At 40.0% G+C, this 19,182-nt stretch carries 11 protein-coding genes and 1 pseudogene; 7 read left to right on the top strand and 5 right to left on the bottom strand.

The features are described 5' to 3' along the window. Positions 1-646 precede the first annotated feature (646 nt). The gene (gene apbC / locus MST16_RS03895) at positions 647-1,921 is read left to right on the top strand and encodes an iron-sulfur cluster carrier protein ApbC (RefSeq protein ID WP_180009841.1); all 1,275 of its coding nucleotides are present in this window, start codon (positions 647-649) and stop codon (positions 1,919-1,921) included. A gap of 501 nt (positions 1,922-2,422) precedes the next feature. Here apbC and MST16_RS03900 read toward each other — a convergent pair. From MST16_RS03900 to MST16_RS03910, 3 genes are read right to left on the bottom strand one after another with little or no spacing between them, the layout of a single operon-like run. Continuing rightward, on the bottom strand, positions 2,423-4,435 hold the full coding sequence (locus MST16_RS03900) for a TRAP transporter permease (protein WP_180009840.1): 2,013 nt from the start codon (positions 4,433-4,435) through the stop codon (positions 2,423-2,425). Continuing rightward, positions 4,432-4,926: a DUF1850 domain-containing protein gene (locus MST16_RS03905; RefSeq protein WP_227591861.1), complete on the bottom strand. Its 495-nt coding sequence runs from the start codon at positions 4,924-4,926 to the stop codon at positions 4,432-4,434. The genes MST16_RS03900 and MST16_RS03905 overlap by 4 nt, the downstream gene beginning before the upstream one ends. Further along, on the bottom strand, positions 4,904-5,911 hold the full coding sequence (locus tag MST16_RS03910) for a TAXI family TRAP transporter solute-binding subunit (RefSeq protein ID WP_180009839.1): 1,008 nt from the start codon (positions 5,909-5,911) through the stop codon (positions 4,904-4,906). Before MST16_RS03910 ends, MST16_RS03905 begins: the two co-directional genes overlap by 23 nt. Before the next feature lie 436 nt (positions 5,912-6,347). On the opposite strand from MST16_RS03910, the pseudogene MST16_RS03915 reads away from it, so the two are divergent. From MST16_RS03915 to MST16_RS03940, 6 genes and pseudogenes are all read left to right on the top strand, one after another. Continuing rightward, positions 6,348-6,951 (top strand): annotated as a pseudogene (locus tag MST16_RS03915) (LysE family translocator). 102 nt (positions 6,952-7,053) lie between these two features. Next, positions 7,054-7,623: a dCTP deaminase gene (gene dcd, locus MST16_RS03920; protein ID WP_005008040.1), complete on the top strand. Its 570-nt coding sequence runs from the start codon at positions 7,054-7,056 to the stop codon at positions 7,621-7,623. A 244-nt stretch (positions 7,624-7,867) separates the two neighbouring features. Further along, positions 7,868-9,928 (top strand): hypothetical protein, encoded by a 2,061-nt coding sequence (locus MST16_RS03925; RefSeq protein WP_180009838.1) that lies wholly within the window; start codon positions 7,868-7,870, stop codon positions 9,926-9,928. A gap of 10 nt (positions 9,929-9,938) precedes the next feature. Then, positions 9,939-10,628: a hypothetical protein gene (locus tag MST16_RS03930; protein WP_168379306.1), complete on the top strand. Its 690-nt coding sequence runs from the start codon at positions 9,939-9,941 to the stop codon at positions 10,626-10,628. A 30-nt stretch (positions 10,629-10,658) separates the two neighbouring features. Then, positions 10,659-12,839 (top strand): DUF6160 family protein, encoded by a 2,181-nt coding sequence (locus MST16_RS03935; RefSeq protein WP_168379305.1) that lies wholly within the window; start codon positions 10,659-10,661, stop codon positions 12,837-12,839. A 50-nt stretch (positions 12,840-12,889) separates the two neighbouring features. Beyond that, on the top strand, positions 12,890-14,197 hold the full coding sequence (locus MST16_RS03940; protein WP_180009837.1) for a hypothetical protein: 1,308 nt from the start codon (positions 12,890-12,892) through the stop codon (positions 14,195-14,197). A 64-nt stretch (positions 14,198-14,261) separates the two neighbouring features. Here MST16_RS03940 and MST16_RS03945 read toward each other — a convergent pair whose 3' ends face one another. Next, positions 14,262-15,977 carry a proline--tRNA ligase gene (locus MST16_RS03945; protein ID WP_180009836.1) on the bottom strand — a complete coding sequence of 572 codons (1,716 nt, stop codon included), beginning with the start codon at positions 15,975-15,977 and terminating at the stop codon, positions 14,262-14,264. Positions 15,978-16,073: 96 nt separating this feature from the next. Then, on the bottom strand, positions 16,074-19,178 hold the full coding sequence (locus MST16_RS03950; RefSeq protein WP_180009835.1) for an efflux RND transporter permease subunit: 3,105 nt from the start codon (positions 19,176-19,178) through the stop codon (positions 16,074-16,076). Positions 19,179-19,182: the final 4 nt, after the last annotated feature.

The raw sequence follows: 19,182 nt of genomic DNA on the forward strand, positions 1-19,182 counted from the left end.
TAAAAATTAAAAGTACAAAATGTGCCTTTAGATTGCACATCCATCGCTTTGATTATTCTGTTGAAACGACTGAAATATAAACTGAAATTACGCTGAAAATGTATGGTTGATATGTAATCAATTTAAAATTTAATGGCTTTGGTTTAGCCGCATAGATCAACTATAAGGGCATTTTAAGTGGCACACGCTTGAAAACTTGCTTGAAAGCTGACTAAATTACTCACTGATGTTACGCAGTAACATCAGACGCACCGTTTGCTTCAAATAAAAGAATGATACGCGGTAAGGTCATCCGCAAGTGTTTGAGACAGGACTCCTTCTAATCAAAAATGGTTTTGCGATACTTTGAATAATTTGACGCTAGTGAACGAGTTTTGCGGATGACAATGGTTTTGGGTACTTTTGCCAAAACAAAAGTACCTCCAGCCGAAGGCTAATCTCTTTATTCAAACCCTAGATATAAGACTCCGTTGAATAGACTTAAAAATCATTTTTAAAATGCGAAATTACTTTTAGGTGCGTAACATCAGTTACTCAACTTTATAAGCTTATAGGGATAAGTCATTCATCTCCCTCTTACTCTGTGGCAGATGAACAGGTAAACTATCGCTATTATCTTTTGATGTTCCTGTTTGGAGACAACATAATGTCGTGGCTTTCTTCTCTAAAATCTGTGTTTTCACCCTCCCAAGAGGTGAAAGAGGAGGAAATCCAACAGGTTTTACAAAACTATGTACTTCCCAATTCAAATAATGCCTTAAAAGACCGTATTACACAGGTAAATGTGCAAGGTCAGATCTTACAGATCACGATTAATACCTTTCCTTCAGAAGCCGATGACTTACAAAAAATCCATGATGATTTGGCCGATGCATTGGAAAAATGTGGCATCACAGAATTAAATATGCACGTGATTCAGCAAAAAACTGGACATACATCGGGTGGTTGCGGTCATCACCATGCAGAAGGTGAAAGCTGTTCAACACAGCCTAAAGCTAATGAACAAACTGAGCAAAAGTCTACTACGAGTAATCTGCCACCTGTTGTGGATGCATCTGCTACTCAAGCCAAGGCTGAAGAAGATCCAAACAATCCACCAATTCAAAAAGCGGCACCTCTGCAACGTGATGTGCCGAAACATCCACGCATTCAAAATGTAATTTTAGTGTCTTCAGGCAAAGGTGGTGTGGGTAAGTCAACCACGACAGTTAACTTAGCTTTGGCATTACAGCAATTGGGGCTAAAAGTTGGCGTTTTAGATGCGGATATCTATGGTCCAAGTATTCCAACTATGCTCGGTAACGCTGGCCGTACGCCTATGATTGAAGCTGAACAATTTGTACCAATTGAAGCTTATGGTTTGGCAGTCTTATCGATTGGCCATTTAACAGGTGATAACAATACCCCTGTGGCTTGGCGTGGGCCGAAAGCGACGGGGGCGTTAATGCAGCTCTTTAACCAAACTTTATGGCCTGATCTGGATGTATTGGTCATTGATATGCCACCAGGCACAGGTGATATCCAGTTGACGCTTGCACAGCGTATACCAGTGACAGGTGCTGTGATCGTGACGACACCACAAAACGTTGCATTAATGGATGCGACCAAAGGCATTGAGTTGTTTAACCGTGTACACATCCCTGTAATGGGTGTGGTTGAAAATATGTCGACCCATATCTGTTCGAACTGTGGACATGAAGAGCAAATCTTTGGCACAGGTGGTGGCGACCAACTTTCAGCCCAATACGACATTCCACTCTTAGGTCGTTTACCGCTGAACGTACAAATTCGTGAAAATGCCGATGCAGGGAAACCGTCCGTGATTGCTGGTGATGATGCTGCAGAAAGCTATATGGCGATTGCGCAAAAAATTGCAGACGCATTGCCTCAGGCTGAAAAAGATAAAAACCGTATTTTCTAAGGGTGAACTGAAATTTAAGTTGACCGTATTAAAATCTGGCCTCGTGCCAGATTTTTTATAACGTGGTATTGGGAGTGTTTGAAAATTATGAGTACTGAACTTTAGACATTCAATGATGTCTATGAATTACACATCTAAAAAAAGATTTGCACAATTTCTTATTTGCCTTGCGATTATAAGCCGTCTGCCAAGGATAAAATTCTTGAGGCATATCAAAGGATGTCGCGTTTGTACTTAGTTTTTACAAAATAGCTTTCACGACATTTCTATTATTTTGGCTAGGATCAATTCTTTGAACGGCAGTAACTGTACAAACGCATTGTGTCTTAGATTTTTTGCCAAATGTCCTCTGTTACAAGGGGCTTAGCATTGAAAAAATATAGAGGAACAAATAATTTTAAATATTATTTGAAGTCATTAAAACCCACCCATCAAATGAGGGTACGCCTTAGTCTAAGAAATTAAAAAGCCCGGTAATTACCGGGCTTTTTAATTGGTTTTTTAGGAGGAAAGAGACGGGTTTGCTTTACGTTTAGCAGTGATAATATTCACCGTAATTGCGATGATGACCATGATAATGCCTACAATATCTGTAATGGTTTCTGGAATAATCATACACAGCGCACCCACACCTAAAAAAATACGCCAGAACCAGTTGAGATAAGTCTTGAAATAACCTTCAACTGCGGAGCCTAAAGCGAGAATTCCTATCACTGAAGTGACAGTAATACTCACTATAGTTGTCCATGCAGGAAAGGCAAATTCTCGAGCATTGACTGCAACATTGGTGGTATCAATCATCAGCATGGCAGGGTTATAAACGAATAAAAATGGAACAATAAAACCAGCAAGAGATAGTTTTAAGGCCTGAAACCCAGTGCGCATTGGATCACCGCCTGCAATTCCTGCGCCCGCAAAGGCGGCAAGGGCAACTGGTGGGGTGATGTTTGCAAATAAACCAAAATAGAACACAAACATATGCGCGACTAATACAGGGATATCAAAGTTTGCGAGTGCTGGTGCTGCCATGGTGGCAGTAATGATATAGGCCGGAATAGATGGAAGCCCCATGCCTAAAATCATCGATGCAATCATGGTTAAAAATAAAGTGAGAAAGAGACTACCTGCACCTAAACTCATAATTGAAGAAGTCATTACTGAACCAAAACTTGTCAGACTTACTACGCCGATAATAATACCAACGACAGCACAAGCAGCCATCACAGATAATGATTGTTTGGCTCCATCAACGAGCGCATCTAAAATATCTTTTACACCCATTCGTGTTGATTTTCTTAAAGCTGCTACAAAGATGCTCAGGACGATGGTGTAGACAGCAGCATAGCTCACAGGAATATTTTGAAATAAGAAAAAGACCAGTGCCAAAATTGGAATAAGTAAATGTCCACGCTCTTTTAGAACTTCTTTTACTTTAGGTAAATCAGCTTTAGGTACGCCTTTCAGATCATCTTTACCCGCACGGAAATGAACTTGAGCCATGACGCCAAGGTAATACAATAAGGCAGGTAATAATGCGGCTAGTGCAATTGTGCCATAACTCACGCCAGTTGTTTCGGCCATAATGAAGGCACTCGCACCCATGACTGGCGGCAAAATTTGTCCACCGACGGATGCACTGGCTTCAACGGCACCAGCAAAATTCTTGTGATAACCAATTTTTTTCATCAATGGAATGGTAAATGAGCCTGTGCCAACAACATTGGCAACAGCAGTTCCATTAATACTGCCCATAAATCCACTTGAAATTACAGCAACTTTGGCAGGACCACCTTGTTTATGACCCGCCAATGCCATGGCAAGATCATTGAACAATTTCCCCATACCTGATTTTGCAAGAAAAGCACCAAAAAGGATAAATAAGAAAATAAAAGTGACGGATGCACCAATTGCCGAAGAATATAAGCCTTCGGTTTTTAAATACATATGTCCGAAAATGTCGCTGATGGTATAAGGGCGAGTAATTAATCGATCTGGCAACCAATCAAAGTGACTGATAAATGTATAGGTCAGGAAAATTAAACTTAAAATGGGCAGCATCCACCCCATGACCCGGCGAGTTGCTTCTATGACTAATACCACACTCATAATTGCAAACGCGATATCTAAGGTATTTGGAATACCACCTCGAGTGGTCATAATAGATTGATATTCTTTCCATAAATATAAAAAACTGAAGATGGAAAGCAAAGCCAAGAACCAATCGAGAAGTGAAATATGCTGTCGGGAGCTTGTTTGACGAGCTGGATAGAGTAAAAAAATGAGTGCTAGGCCAATAGCGACATGGGCTGCACGCTGTATTAACTCAGGTAAAGGATTAAACGTAATAAATAAATGAAATAATGAATAAAAGATCGCTACAAATGCAACAAAGTAGGTAACAGATTTGCTCATATTGATTCGAGTAACAGATTCCCGATCAAATTTTTCTAATATGGCTTGTTGTTGTTTCTCATCGAGTTGTTCTAATACAACTTTATCTTCTTTGGAATTCATAGGCATTCTCCAATCCACCAAGACTTCCATTTGGGTTGATATTGAACCGAGATGTTGACCAAACTATAGTCTGGGTAACTTTGAAAAATAGACCAAATTTTTTGGTCAGCGAGGATCGTGCCTTGCATATTTCTAGAAATCACCCAGTTGATTTCATCTATATTTTGATTGACCCGCATTCTAATCACACCATTTTTTTGAAACTCAATGGGATAATTTGAGGGTGTACCTGCACCAAATGAAATCAAATCGGTGTGGCGCAGTAAAAACTTATTCTTTTGACGCTGATATTGTTCAGACCAAGCCGTCTTTTCTACTGAATGCTTCCACTGTAAATCAAATTGATCAGTTGAAATTTTGCATATATCAGTTTCAACTCTAACCTGCGTATACAGTGTTGGATAGCTAGCATAGATTAAGAAGAACAATATAAAAAATGCAGTATAAACTGCATTTTTTTGAAGCTTATTATTTTTTAGCCACTTCATCATAGTAGCGTTTCGCGCCTGGATGTAGAGGCGCTACAAGGCCTTGTTGAGCACCTTCAAGCGTGATTTCTGTTGCTGCTTGGTGTGAAGTTGCCAATTGAGGCAAACTGTCAAAGAAAGTTTTTGTTAGTTTGTAGACATCATCATCCGATATATCTGTGCGAACAACTAATGCATTTTTAATTGCGGCAGTTTGAATGTCCGCAGTATTGCCATATGTGCCTTTTGGAATAATCATCGGTAAGAAATAACTTTGATCTTTAGCTATTTCTTTGACTTTATCTGCATTGATTGAAACTAACTGTAGATCAAAGCTTTGTTGAAGTTCCATGAGTGATGAATTTGGAATGCCACTAGTCAGGAATGCTGCATCAAGCTTGCCACCTTTTAAAGCATCAGCGGCTTCAGCATAGCCTAAATAATCAACTTTAATATCTTTATAGGTGATTCCAAAACCATTCAACAGTGTACGTGCATTTACTTCTACACCTGAATTTTGTGCACCTACAGCGATACGTTTACCTTTCAAATCTTCGATATTTTTGATCCCTGATTTTTTAGAGGTTACGATTTGTACGTAGTTGGGATAAAGCGCTGCGACTTGGCTGACATTCTCAACTTTACCATTTGCGAAACTTCCTGTTCCGTTCAGTGCTTCTGTTAAGCTGTCACTCATAACAAATGCCATTTCAACTTTATTCTGTTTCAGAAGGTTTAAGTTTTCGACGGATGCACCTGTAGTTTGAGTCTTAGAATTTACACCAAAGGTTTTGTTATAAATTTCTGCAAGACTTGTCCCAATCACATTGTAAGGTCCTGATGCCCCACCAGTTGCAATGGTTACGAACTTGGTTTGAAGTTGGTTAGATGTAGCAGTTTCTGCGCTTTTTCCTTCCGTGGTATTTTTTGAAGTAGATTGATCATTTGAGCAAGCAGTAATACACGCCAAAGTAACCGAGAGTAACGTGAGTTTTGTCCATTGGTTCATAGAAACGTCCTTTTACACATAAATTTTGAATATTGATTTGATGAGTTTTAATTTTAATTTCCACTACTCAATTGAACATAACTTAATCAATTATTTTTGAAAAGTATTTTTTTTTGATTTTTTAGTCTCCAATAAATAATGGTTATGCGTAAGAATGGCATGGAGCTATATCGTTTATTTTAATAATATTTTGTTACGTGTAAAAACTGTAGGGTATACATGGAATCATGTGAAATTTCTTTTATAAATATAAGTTCAAGATATTTCTTTGAATTGTAAGGTGCTCTGAATGACTGTTCAGCTAAGGTTTTGTTTTTCTATTTAAGTTACTGAATTTATAATTAAATAAGGAGTTTTTTATAAGCATTTCTATTTTTTATTTTGCTAATCCGAAACAACTGAATTAATCTTCGCGGATTAAGTTTGAGGTCAAAGTATGATTTCATGGTTTTTTTATTGGTCTAGTTATCAGTATTTTGTTAACGCCAGGACCAACCAATACCTTACTCGCATCTTCGGGTATTCAAGTTGGGCTACGTAAATCATTCCGACTCATTCCAGCGGAAGCCTTTGGTTATCTTATTTCGATTAGCCTATGGGGTTTTCTCATTGGTAAAATTTCCGTACATCTGCCTTTACTGCCGACCATTTTAAAACTGTTTAGTGCTGGCTATATTCTATTTTTGGCTATGCGATTATGGCGTACAGCAACTGTTGCTGAAAATTTTAATCAAAAGGGCATTCGTGCACGCGAACTCTTTGTTGCGACGTTATTAAATCCTAAAGCACTATTATTTGCATCTGCGATTTTTCCTGCATTGGCTTGGCAAAATGCGCAGTATTATGTAGCTCACATGCTGATCTTTTTGTTGTTGATCGTTCCTATTGCATTTTTTTGGACCTTCCTTGGTTCAGTTTTGGCATCGAATAAAATTAGTTGGCTCAATCAAGCCAATTTACAACGAACAGCATCGCTAGTCTTGGTTAGTTTTTCGATACCACTGAGTTATTCTGCGATTTTAAAACTTAAATTGATTTGAAAATGACTAAATCCGCTTAGTTCGGCAAAGCTTATTTTCATTAAGTCGGATTTCAGTTAAAGTACCACGCAATAATTGATTTAAGTTTTTGGATAGAGATAAATGGCTATTAAGTCTGATCGTTGGATTCGCGAAATGAGCGAAAAACACGGCATGATTGAACCGTATGCAGAAAACCAAGTCCGTTATGATGAAAATGGCGAAAAGCTTATTTCGTATGGCGTCTCGAGCTATGGTTATGACGTGCGCTGTGCTCGTGAATTTAAAGTCTTTACCAATGTTCATTCAGCAATTGTTGACCCTAAAAACTTTGACGATAAAAGCTTTATTGATATCGAATCAGACGTTTGTATCATTCCGCCAAACTCGTTTGCACTAGCACGTACAGTCGAATATTTCCGTATTCCACGTAATGTGTTAACCGTTTGTTTGGGTAAATCAACCTATGCGCGCTGCGGTATTATTGTCAATGTGACGCCTCTTGAACCAGAGTGGGAAGGTCACGTGACTTTAGAATTTTCGAATACAACCAACTTGCCTGCACGTATTTACGCGGGTGAAGGTGTCGCACAAATGTTGTTCTTCGAATCAGATGAAGTGTGTGAAACCTCTTATAAAGACCGTGGTGGTAAATACCAAGGTCAAACCGGTGTGACTTTACCGAAAGCTTAATCCTTCGGATTTAGTTTAAAAAAGCGGGCGAAGTAGCCCGCTTTTTTGTTGGGTCATTCATCGGAAAATAGACCATTCGGTGGGGAAGTTTTTGCAATTGAGTAATTATTCAGCATAATAAAAAGTTAAGTGACTGGTCTATCACAAGTCTCCATTTAAGGAATAAATGGACAATAACATCAAAGCCAGTTCTCAGGAATAAATATAAGAGAGATGCAGAGCATCTGATAAAAGGAAGGTCGAGATGACTCAATTCACCCAGGCTAAGTTATTCCGCCAGAGTTGCTTAGCAGCCGCAGTCAGCATGTTTGCTGCACCATCTGTTTATGCGCTTCAAGATTTATCAGATGAAGCACTTTCAGCCACAACGGGTGAAGGTGTTGCACTCACTTTAGAAAATTTCAAAATGGTCTTTCAAGGCCCAAATGACCGTTCTGCGGCTTCTAGTTATGCGTCTGGTATGGTTGATCCCGGGAAAAATGATACAGGTTTTATTCGAATTATTCCTACAGGTGAAAACTATGAACAATTAGGCCAGCGTGCTTACGATAAAATCTATAAAGCTGCATATGTTGATGCCTATCAGCAAGGCCGAGTTACGGGCTATAACGGTGTTTATGACTCCACTTTTTTAAGTTCTAAAAGCACCTATGAGACCAATAATGCTACACGAGTAACCAATGAAACCATCGCAACATATTCAACAGAATATCGTGGCCGATTAGTACAGTCTTATCTTGAATCGCCAACGATGCAGGCATATTACGATCAGCGTTATGCAGATTATTATGATGGTTCATCGTCTGGTTTGAAATTAGAAGATGATGGTACAACGAAAGAATCAATTACACCGTGGTTAAAAGAAAAGTCTCAAGCTGCTGCTTTAAAAAATACCTATGAAATGATTGAGTTACTATACGGTAACAATAGTACGGGTAATTTACCTACTGGGTCTACGTTTTATAAAAATTATGTCTCAGGAAAAATTACACGTTCAAATCTTATTGATCCAACAAAAGATGCTCAGTTAAATGCCAAAGCTGCAGAAACCCTCAATCAGTTGGCAACGGACTATGCCAAGCTTGAAGCTCAAAAGGCGAGTGATTCAGCATTAGCAACGGTGAAGAAAAATGCTGAAATTACAGCAAAACAAATTGCCTCGACTGCGACCGTATCGAGCCTCAGATCGAAAGCAGATGTATTTATATATGGCTTAGCCCTGTCCAATAGCAAAGATAAAAATGGAAAAAGTTCATTAGCAACGCGCTATACAGACCAAGGATTTAATTGGGGTACAGCAGAAAACCCATGGCTTTTCCATGCGGGTAATCAAGATGTTGAACAATTTGCGAAAGATAATAAGGGGAATGTTGGTTACTTAGCGATTGAGGCACCATTAAAGAAAATTGCGGCAGATGATGCATCTAACAACATCAAGCTTGGTTTGTGGATGGATGTATTTTCACGGTCGTTGAATTCAAGCAATGTCGTCGATCCGATTACCGGTGCGCCGACTAGCGGCTTAGATAAAGACTATCGTTTACGTACTCAAATTGTTGCGAATGGCCTGAGTTTTAATGGATCACAAGTTCGAATTTTTCAAACCCTAAAATCTACAAATACAAATTACAACCAAACCTTAGGTTTAGCCAGTTTAATTCGTATTAATACCAATGATCGTGCTGAGTCACTGAGTATCAATGATGGAGATTTGGATGCTCGCGGCATGCGTATCAGTACAGCTGCACGCCCTGAATTGGATGATGGAACAGCAGCGACACCAGCGATGGATCGATCTGCAGCTCCAATCTTTCATGAAACTGAAGGTCTATATTTATATAGCCCAAATATCAATTTAGTTTTAGGAAATATGTATCAGCCCTTTATTGTGGGTTCAGAAGGTCGAAATATTATTTTGGAAGTGACACGTATTCCAAATGTACCTTCTATTTACAGTAAAATTTATACTTACTATACGGATATCGCTGGTAATACCACAGGTACATCGGGTTTAAATGCCTCAGACTTTAAAGGATCAACCTGTAACGTCTATAGTTGTGGCACGGAGTTAAAAGCAAACTCTTCAGATGCGACAGCACTATATCAAGGACGTAATGCAACACACAGTAGCATTGCGATCGGTACAGTAGAGCGCTTGCCTGGTAATCTGTTGAATGCAAAAAGTACGGATACGGCGACAGGTGTGGTGTTTAAAGGTGTCAATGGACAAAGCACGAATTTAGGATCTGTTGCCATAGATGGCGTATTGATTCAGCACTTAAAAATAAGAACAACAGGGCTGTAGGAGAAATCACATGTATAAAATTTTATGCGCTGTTGTTTGTGCTGCACTGACACAAACTCATGCAGGTTTAGTGTCTATGGATAATAGGGAACTTACCGCTGCAACCGGTCAAGGCGGTGCAGATCTCAGTTGGACACTTTCCTTAAATCATCAATATGCCAATGATATGTCAAAAAACAACATATCAATCATGGATGCGAATGGTAAAACAACGCAAGCATTTTATGGATATCAATGTTCATCCAATGAGTTTTGTCGCTTAGCACTTGCGCCCAATAATCATGTGGATGCAAATGGTAATAAGAAATGGTTGGTGTTTAAACAGTTTCAAGGAACGTTACAGATCGATCAATTTTCACTAGATGGTGTGACGATTATCAATCGTGAAGGTAATCCACAAACGGCTATGCAGTTGACATTTTATGATGATAAGCCATTAAAAATTAGGAATTTAGGCTTTGCTACGTTGGCGGTGGAAACAGGTACGACAGGTAAGGAAGGTTACGAGAATACCAGTACTTATACGACCTATACCGAAAAGAAAGCTGATGGAACAACTTCAACTTTAGCTGTGCCTGATTTTGATCGTGGTTCAGAACAAGGATTTATGGGTGTTAATGTGCATGGCAACATGCACATGAGTGGAAAGTTAAACATCTTCAGTTTTAACTGCACTGGAAATGGTGCAGGTCGCTGTTAATCAGCTGTGACTGAATATAAGGATATAGTGATGAAAAAAATAACAACTTTGACGGCACTCGCAACCAGTATTTTACTTGCTCAACACACCTATGCTTTTGAAGCAATGACCGACGAAAGCTTGGGTGCAGTTACTGGCCAAGATGGTATTTCGATTACCCATGAAGTTTCTAGAGTCAAAGTCGATCAATTAAATTGGGTTGACCCAACCGACCAAAATAAGATGAAAATGGGTTTGCACAATGTGCAAATAGATGGCGTTGGGCAAAGCACCATTACATCAAAATTAGATTTTGATGTTGGGACTACGGATGCTGGTGTAGGCATGCGTATAGCTGCGAGTGTCAGCCCATTTACGGCTGTTGCACAAAATATTATGTTGCTGTGTCAAGGAACAACGTGCCAAACGCCTACACAAAATTTAGGTTCACTTACGATTGCAACATCTTCACCTTTAAAAGTATTACTTGAAACCAGCAATGGTCTATTTAACCGTAATGATACGGCGTATATGGAATTTCAATTGCAAAATGCCAGTATTAGTCATGGTATGAATGGATATAGCGTAACCTTAAAGGACTTTAACTTTAACTTTGCTGGTTCAGGTTATATGTATGTTGCAGCTGATGAAGGCATTGTTCTCACCACAAAATCCACAGGGAGCAAAGATCATACGGTCAATTTGGGGCGGGTCAAGGACACATCAGATGTGCATAGCTCACGTAGCGATGCCACAAACCCCGGCGTTAATATCGATTTACGATACGGTACCGATGGTGGTGCACAGCGCAATTTAATTCGTATGGGAGCATCGGGTGCTGTCACTAATGCACGAGTGGCCTTAAACGCCAATCAAGAAGGAATCAAAGATTTTGGTCTAGCAACGAAAGCTTCAGGATATGAGTCTGTTGGTTCAGGTGGTTTACATTTAGGAGTGCGCGCGGATTTTACTTCAAAGGATGATCCGAGTCTTGTTGCAGGTCAAGCACCGACAACCTTAGAAATTGGCCATACGGGTATTGGTAGTTATGCCATTGAATTTTCTAATTTAACGTCTTTAGTTGCTGATAAAAATGCCTATATTGATTTTGGCGATATTTATATCAATACCATTCAAGCCAAAAGCCTTGATTTTCTGGTAAATGATAAATTAAAAGCGACATTAGGCTTAACCAATAATGTTTTAACCCAGAATCTGTCAAATCAAACGGCGGGTGGAAATTTTGCACTTGTGGCGATTCGTGGTATGGATTTTCAGTCCATCGCGCGTACCGCACGATTTATTTCTGATAACTCAATTGCTGCAATTGCAAGTAATGACAACAGTTGGGGGATTGGTATCCCGATTTATAATATGAATGCCAATGTTGCATTATCAGAGAAAAAATACAGTTATAAAAATGCGGCTGAAAAATCAGGTATTGGCTATAACCTTGTAATGAGCACAGATGGTTATGGTGTTGATAAAAAAACAGGAACACCAAGTACAACTTCCATTATTTTGATTGATGGTAAAAAAGGTATTAATGGTCAAGAAGTCAATTATTATGCAGGCTTACGAAACATCAATGCCCTTATTCAATCTGATGGTGTGATTGGTTATGAAAATGATGGCATCTATGTACGTGCAGATAATTTATTGATTGCAGCTAATGCCGAGTTAGCGATTGGTCAACTTCCGGGTTCAACCTATAACTGTGCGACTACAGCTTCTGCCAAATGTGGGACTACAGTACCTTTAGATAATTTCTCTAAACGTGATGATGTGTTGACGAATATTGCGTTTAAACTTGATGGTAAAGGTGAGCTATTTATAGTACCGGGCCTAAATGACAGTGCAGAAAATAATTATTTATCTTTTCGTGGCAGCTTTGAATTTAAAGCATTAACAGATGCTGAAAAGAAAGATCAAAAAGTTATGGGAAGCTATTTAAGTTTGATGAATGAAGATGTAAATGCCAGCGGTGTCGTTTCAGCTTCAAGTATCAATATTAATAAAATGCAGGGCGATCTAGGTTTTGATGCTCGAATTAAAATGAAACAAGATTCGGTAGAGTTTGATAATCAGGTGAAATTTAATCCAACCAATAATATGTCTAAAGCGTTTCGTGCAGAAGTATCGATGTTAACAAATGGCAATATGCAAAAGATGGCGGATATAGCCCTAACCGGTGGAACAATGCGAAGCACCATGGGGATTACTCCACGCTAATAATATTAAATCAATAACAAATAAATAAAATAACGAACAGGGAATTTGTTATGAAAAAGAAGTTAATCAGAGGTTTGATCTTCTCGACATTTGCGATGAGTAGCTTATCTCATGCAATGATGGCTTTAGATGATGAAAGCTTATCAAAAGTTGATGGTCAAGCATTACTCTCCATGGAATATACGCAGGGGTATAATTCTGTGGATGAGAGTGGACAAGCCGTAGACCAATCCAATGTCGGCTTTTATAAGCTTGGTTTAGAAGCTGAAATGGAGCTCAATGCCAATATTAAAAAGCTGCAATTGGGTTGTGGTGGTGCAAATGGCTCAGGTGCTTGTGATATTGATATCGATCATATTTCATTGAGTGGATTGCCTGTAAATAGCAATTATACGTCTGATGAACGTGCGGCAACTTCTGCTTTGTTGACCAATCCTTTTATCGAAATTGCAATTAAAGATCCCAAATCAGCTGCAACTCGTGAAGTGATGGGCTTTCGTCTGAGCGCTGAAAAAATTTCTGGGTTAATGACATTAGGTACAGAAAATAGTAATACACCCAATGGTATCAACACCTTTAGTGGGTATATGAAAACCAAAGCGTCTGCGGGTGTTGCAACAACTGCCGAGCGTGTGATGGACTATGCTTCTACGCAGCAATACATTGAAGGGGCAGTTAAGGGGACATTATTTGGTGCTGAAGTTGATCTACCGCTTCACTACAAATCAGATAATTATTCTTTTAATTTAAAATCAACCACAGCACCTTTTACAATTCCAGCCACTGTCGTGAGCGGGAATAGAATTAAGGATAATATTGCGGTATTAAAAGGCACAGGTACAGTTGATCGTCTAGATTTTAGTGGTCCATTAGAAGCTCAGATCTCTCTACTTGGGTTAAATATTAATTTGAATAAAGACGTAACAGGCTATCTTACTGGACTACAAACCGATATTACGGTAAATCAAAGTTTAGGTTTGATCCATGCACTTTATCTAAATAACCCTGCTTCGTTATCCTTACAAGCTCAAAAAATACTCTGGCCTGGTGCTGCAGTTGCAGCAGAAAGAGGTTGGTGGTTGGCGATGGAAGATGAGGTCGATTTGGGGAGTATTACACCTTCAGATAAAGTGGCGATTACGGATGAAGTGTTGAAACAAACGATCGCTGGAATTAACCATGACTTAAGTACCAATGTTCGTAATTGTGGAGATTTAATCTTTGGTTGTGTTGCAGGTTCGGCTTTAGATGTTAAAGAAATTAAAAACCCGTCATTAATTGATTTCCCATTAAACAATTTAAAACTTTCTGGACAGGAGTTTCGTTCTAACTGCTTCGGCGGGCTGAAATTCTGTTAAGGCTTAAAGTATTTAATATAAAAAAATCCCGCACTTAGCGGGATTTTTTTATATTTAGCGCAAATTATTTTGCAATTTTCGCTAAAAGGTCTTCTTTACTGAGGTTGCTTGATTCTTCATCACGGCGACCTTTGTACTCAAATGTACCAGCATCCAAACCTTTCTCACCAATAACGATACGGTGTGGAATACCTGTTAACTCGATATCAGAGAATTTAACACCAGGACGCTCATTACGATCATCAAGAAGAACATCATAACCAGCAGCAGTTAATTCTGCATACAGTGCTTCAGCTGCTTCCATTGTACGTGGTGACTTATGTGCATTCATTGGCACGATAGCAACTTCGAAAGGAGCAATTGCAGACGGCCAAATAATACCTTTGTCATCGAAGTTTTGTTCAATCGCAGAAGCAACAACACGAGTTACACCAATACCGTAGCAACCCATAGTCACAACGAGAGGTTTGCCATCTTCACCTAAAACTTTGCAGCCAAGCGCTTCAGAGTATTTTTGACCCAACTGGAAGATATGACCAACTTCGATACCACGTTTAATCAAGATTGTACCTCGACCATCTGGAGAAGGGTCACCTTCAACAACATTACGCAGGTCATAAACTTCGGTGTATTGTGCATCACGTTCCCAGTTTACACCTACAGCATGTTTATCAACTTGGTTTGCACCAGCAACAAAGTCTGAAAGTACAGACGCTGCACGGTCAACAATAACGGTAATGCCTTTTTGGGTTAAGCCTTGAGGGCCACAGAAACCAGCAGTTAAGCCTAAGTCAGCTAATTGTGCTTCAGTTGCAAAAGTTAATGGAGCAGCAATTAATGGGTGTTTTTCTGCTTTAATTTCATTCAGTTCATGGTCGCCACGTAGGAATAAGGCAACCACTGGCGCAGCTTTACCTTCTTCAGCAACACCTTGAACCAACAATGCTTTTACAGATTGAGCAGGTTTTGATTTAAGGAATTCAGAAACATCAGCTATGGTTTTTTGATTTGGTGTATCAATAATTTCAAGTGCTTTAGTCGGAGCAGCACGTTCACCAACTAGTACGGCTTCAGCCATTTCTACGTTAGCAGCATAATCTGACTCTGTAGAGAATGCGATGTCATCTTCACCGCTAGAAGCAAGTACGTGGAATTCATGAGAACCCGAACCACCAATTGAACCTGTATCCGCTTGAACTGGACGGAAATTTAAACCTAAACGCGTGAAAATCTTGCAGTAAGCTGCATACATGTTGTCATAGGTTTCTTGTAAAGAGGCTTGGTCAACATGGAAAGAATAGGCATCTTTCATGATGAATTCACGTGAACGCATCACACCGAAACGAGGGCGGATTTCGTCACGGAATTTGGTTTGTACTTGGTAGAAGTTTGCAGGCAATTGCTTATAGCTTTTCAACTCATTGCGAGCAAGATCTGTAATCACTTCTTCATGTGTAGGGCCAAGTACAAAGTCATTGTTATGACGGTCTTTAAAACGTAAAAGTTCTGGACCATATTGTACGAAACGACCTGATTCTTCCCATAAAGATGCAGGTTGAGTGACAGGCATCAGGACTTGAAGTGAACCAGCACGATCCATCTCTTCGCGGATAATCGCTTCAACTTTATTTAATACGCGAACGCCCATCGGCAGCCAAGTGTATAAACCTGAAGCCAATTTACGAATCATCCCGGCACGAAGCATAAGCTGATGTGAAATAACTTCAGCATCGTTTGGGGTTTCTCTTAACGTTGCAAATAAAAAGCGACTCGCGCGCATGGAAACTGTCCTAAAAAATTAAGCGTTAAAGTGGAGAGTATACAATAAAAAATGAGGTGAACATTTTCCAAAGTCACCTCATTTTAGATTTTGTCATTATGACATGATTTTTTTGGCCTGACGTGCAAGGAAGTTTCGGAAATCATCCAAATAGGTAAAAATCACTGGAACAACCACGAGTGTCAGTAAGGTAGAGGTAATCACACCACCAATCACGGCATGTGCCATTGGCGCGCTTTGTTCACCGCCTTCACCCAGACCAAGTGCAAGCGGAACCATACCCATCACCATTGCGCTGGTGGTCATTAAAATGGGGCGTAAACGGGTTTTACCTGCTTCAATAATTGCGTCATAACGATCTACACCATGATCCATGGCTTTTTTAATAAAGTCGATGAGTAGAATTGCGTTCTTTGTCACCAAGCCCATGAGCATAATAATCCCGATAATGGAAAAGAGGTTCATGGTTGAATTAAATAAGAATAGGGCCAAGAACACCCCAATCAATGATAAGGGCAATGACGCCATAATGGCTGCAGGGTGAATGAAGCTATTAAATTGTGAACCCAAAACAATATAAATAAACACAATAGAGAGCGTAATCGCTGTCATTGCATAACCCGCTGATTCAGCCATATCTTTATTGGCACCTTGCGTGACAAAACTATAACCCGGTGGCAAGTCGAAGTTTTTCTCTATCTCATTGATTTCGGCACCAATATCACCCGCAGGACGTCCTGCTGTGTTGGCTTCAACCATTACTTCACGTGCCAGATCACGACGGTTAATTTGTGAAGCACCGAGTGTTTCTTCAAAGCTAGCCACACTTGCCAATGGAACCAAGATAGGTAAGCCTGTGGCATCGGTTTTTTGCGATGTGATGTACATGCTTTGAATGTCTGTTGGTAGTCGACGCTGATCTTCAGTGAGACGTAAATTTACATCATAGGTTTCGCCTTTATCATCCTTCCACGTTGTTACATTATCCCCCGCAAGAAGAGGGCGTAACACATTGGCGATCTGATTGACGGATAAACCTAAATCACTGGCTAAAACGCGATTGATATGTACACCTAGCGTCGGTTTAGGTTCTTTAAGCGAGCTTTCTAAGTCGACAATACCTTCGACTTTGGCAACTTCAACCAAGAATCGATCTGAAATGCGTTGTAACTCATCCAAGTCGGGGCCTTTAATCGAGATCATGACCGGCTTTTGACCGCCCGAAACTGTTTCATCAGCTGAGGCAATCGAGGTAATAGTAATTCCTGCCACATGTTTTAAACGTGTACGGAATTCATTGTTGAGATCCGTTAAGGTTTGACTACGCTCCGTACGTGGTGAAACGGTGACACGAATGCTGGCATGGTTTTTGCCGCGGTCAGTAGCACTATTAATGGCACCATAAGTGGCTTTGACTTCTGGATGCTGGCGAATGATACGATCTACTTGCTTAAGCTTCGCCTGTGAATATTCAAGGGTTGCATCAACGGGTGTTTCAAATTTGATCCGAATTTCACCTTTGTCTGGTACCGGTACAAATTCGGTTCCGATCAGTTTGGATAAACCCAATGCACCAAATAATGATGCAACGGCGATTAAAAGGGTGATGAGACGGAACTTTAAAGCAAGCTTGAGTAATTTTTCATAATGATGGCTTAAGTTATCGAGCTTGCCCGAAATCCAGTTAAAAAAGCGTTTGATTTTGCCGGGCTTTTTATTTGGATCGTGGCTTTCTGCCCAGTGAGCAGACAACATCGGGTCAAGGGTGAAACTCACAAACATCGAAATCAGTACAGCGGTACTAACGGTTACACCGAATTGATAGAAGAAACGCCCAATAATACCGCCCATAAATGCCACAGGTAAAAATACCGCGACAATAGTCAAGGTCGTGGCCAATACAGCTAAACCAATTTCTTTCGTGCCGTCGAGTGCGGCGGTGACATGGTCTTTGCCCATATCGGCATGGCGGACAATATTTTCACGAACCACAATGGCATCATCAATGAGTAGACCGATACTCAGCGAGAGAGCCAGTAGGGTCATCATGTTGATGGTAAAACCAAAAATCCAAACAAAGGTGAGGGTGCCCAGTAGCGAAATCGGTAGGGTTAAACCTGTAATAGCTGTCGAACGAAATGAACCGAGAAATAACAAAACAATGAGTACCGCAAGTACTGCACCTTCAATAATCGTACGTGCCACGTCTTTAATGCTGCCACGAATACCTTTTGAAGAATCAACCACAATTTCTGCGGTCGTGCCTTGCGGCAATTGCTGTTGGATTTTACTTAAGGTTTTACCGGTATTATCAACCACCTCAATTACATTAGAGTCCGAACTTCTCAGAATGTCGACAGCGACGGCTGTTTTACCATTCAGATAGGCACTCGACTCCATTTCAGCTTGGCTATCTTCGATTTCAGCAATTTGTTTGAGATAAATCGGCGCGCCATTTTTATTGGCAACCACTAAATCTCCGAAAGAATTTGGGTGAATAACCCGAGATTTAATTTCGACCACCAATTCTGAGTTCTTTTGTTTTAAAGTCCCCCCCGGAACTTCAATATTTTCAGATTTTAGGGTGTTTATAACTTGGTCTATCCCAATCCCGAAACTTTGTAATTTTTGTGGATTTACTTGTATCCGAATTTGACGCTGCGCATCGCCCAATAAATTGACCGTACCAACACCGGGAACCGTTCTAAGCTGTGGCACAATCCGTTGATTCAGATAGGAACTCAAATCACGTAAAGACATGTCCTTCGATTCAAAAACAATCGACATAATCGCACTGGTAGTAGGGTCGTAGCGTTCTACAATCGGGTCATCAATTTCATCACGAAATTGTGCGGTTACTGGTGCAATTTTATCTCGAATATCCTGTGCAGCTACAGAGGACGAGACATCTAGATTAAATTCGACAATAACCGTGGATAAACCTTCACTGGACTGTGAAATGACTTGCTTGAGGCCTGAAATCGTATTGATCTGATCTTCAAGTTTCTTAGTGATTTCAGATTCGACAGACTCAGGAGAAGCACCCGGATAGTTGGTGTAGACTACAACAAAAGGGAAGTCGACATCAGGAAACTCCTCAACGCCCATACGTTGCCAAGAAGCAAGTCCTAACACCATCAGACAAAACATCATCATGATGGTGAAAACAGGATATTTCACACTAATTCGGGTTAACCACATAACA

This window comes from Acinetobacter sp. YH16040_T (genome assembly GCF_024605785.1).
GTDB classification, from domain to species: domain Bacteria; phylum Pseudomonadota; class Gammaproteobacteria; order Pseudomonadales; family Moraxellaceae; genus Acinetobacter; species Acinetobacter amyesii.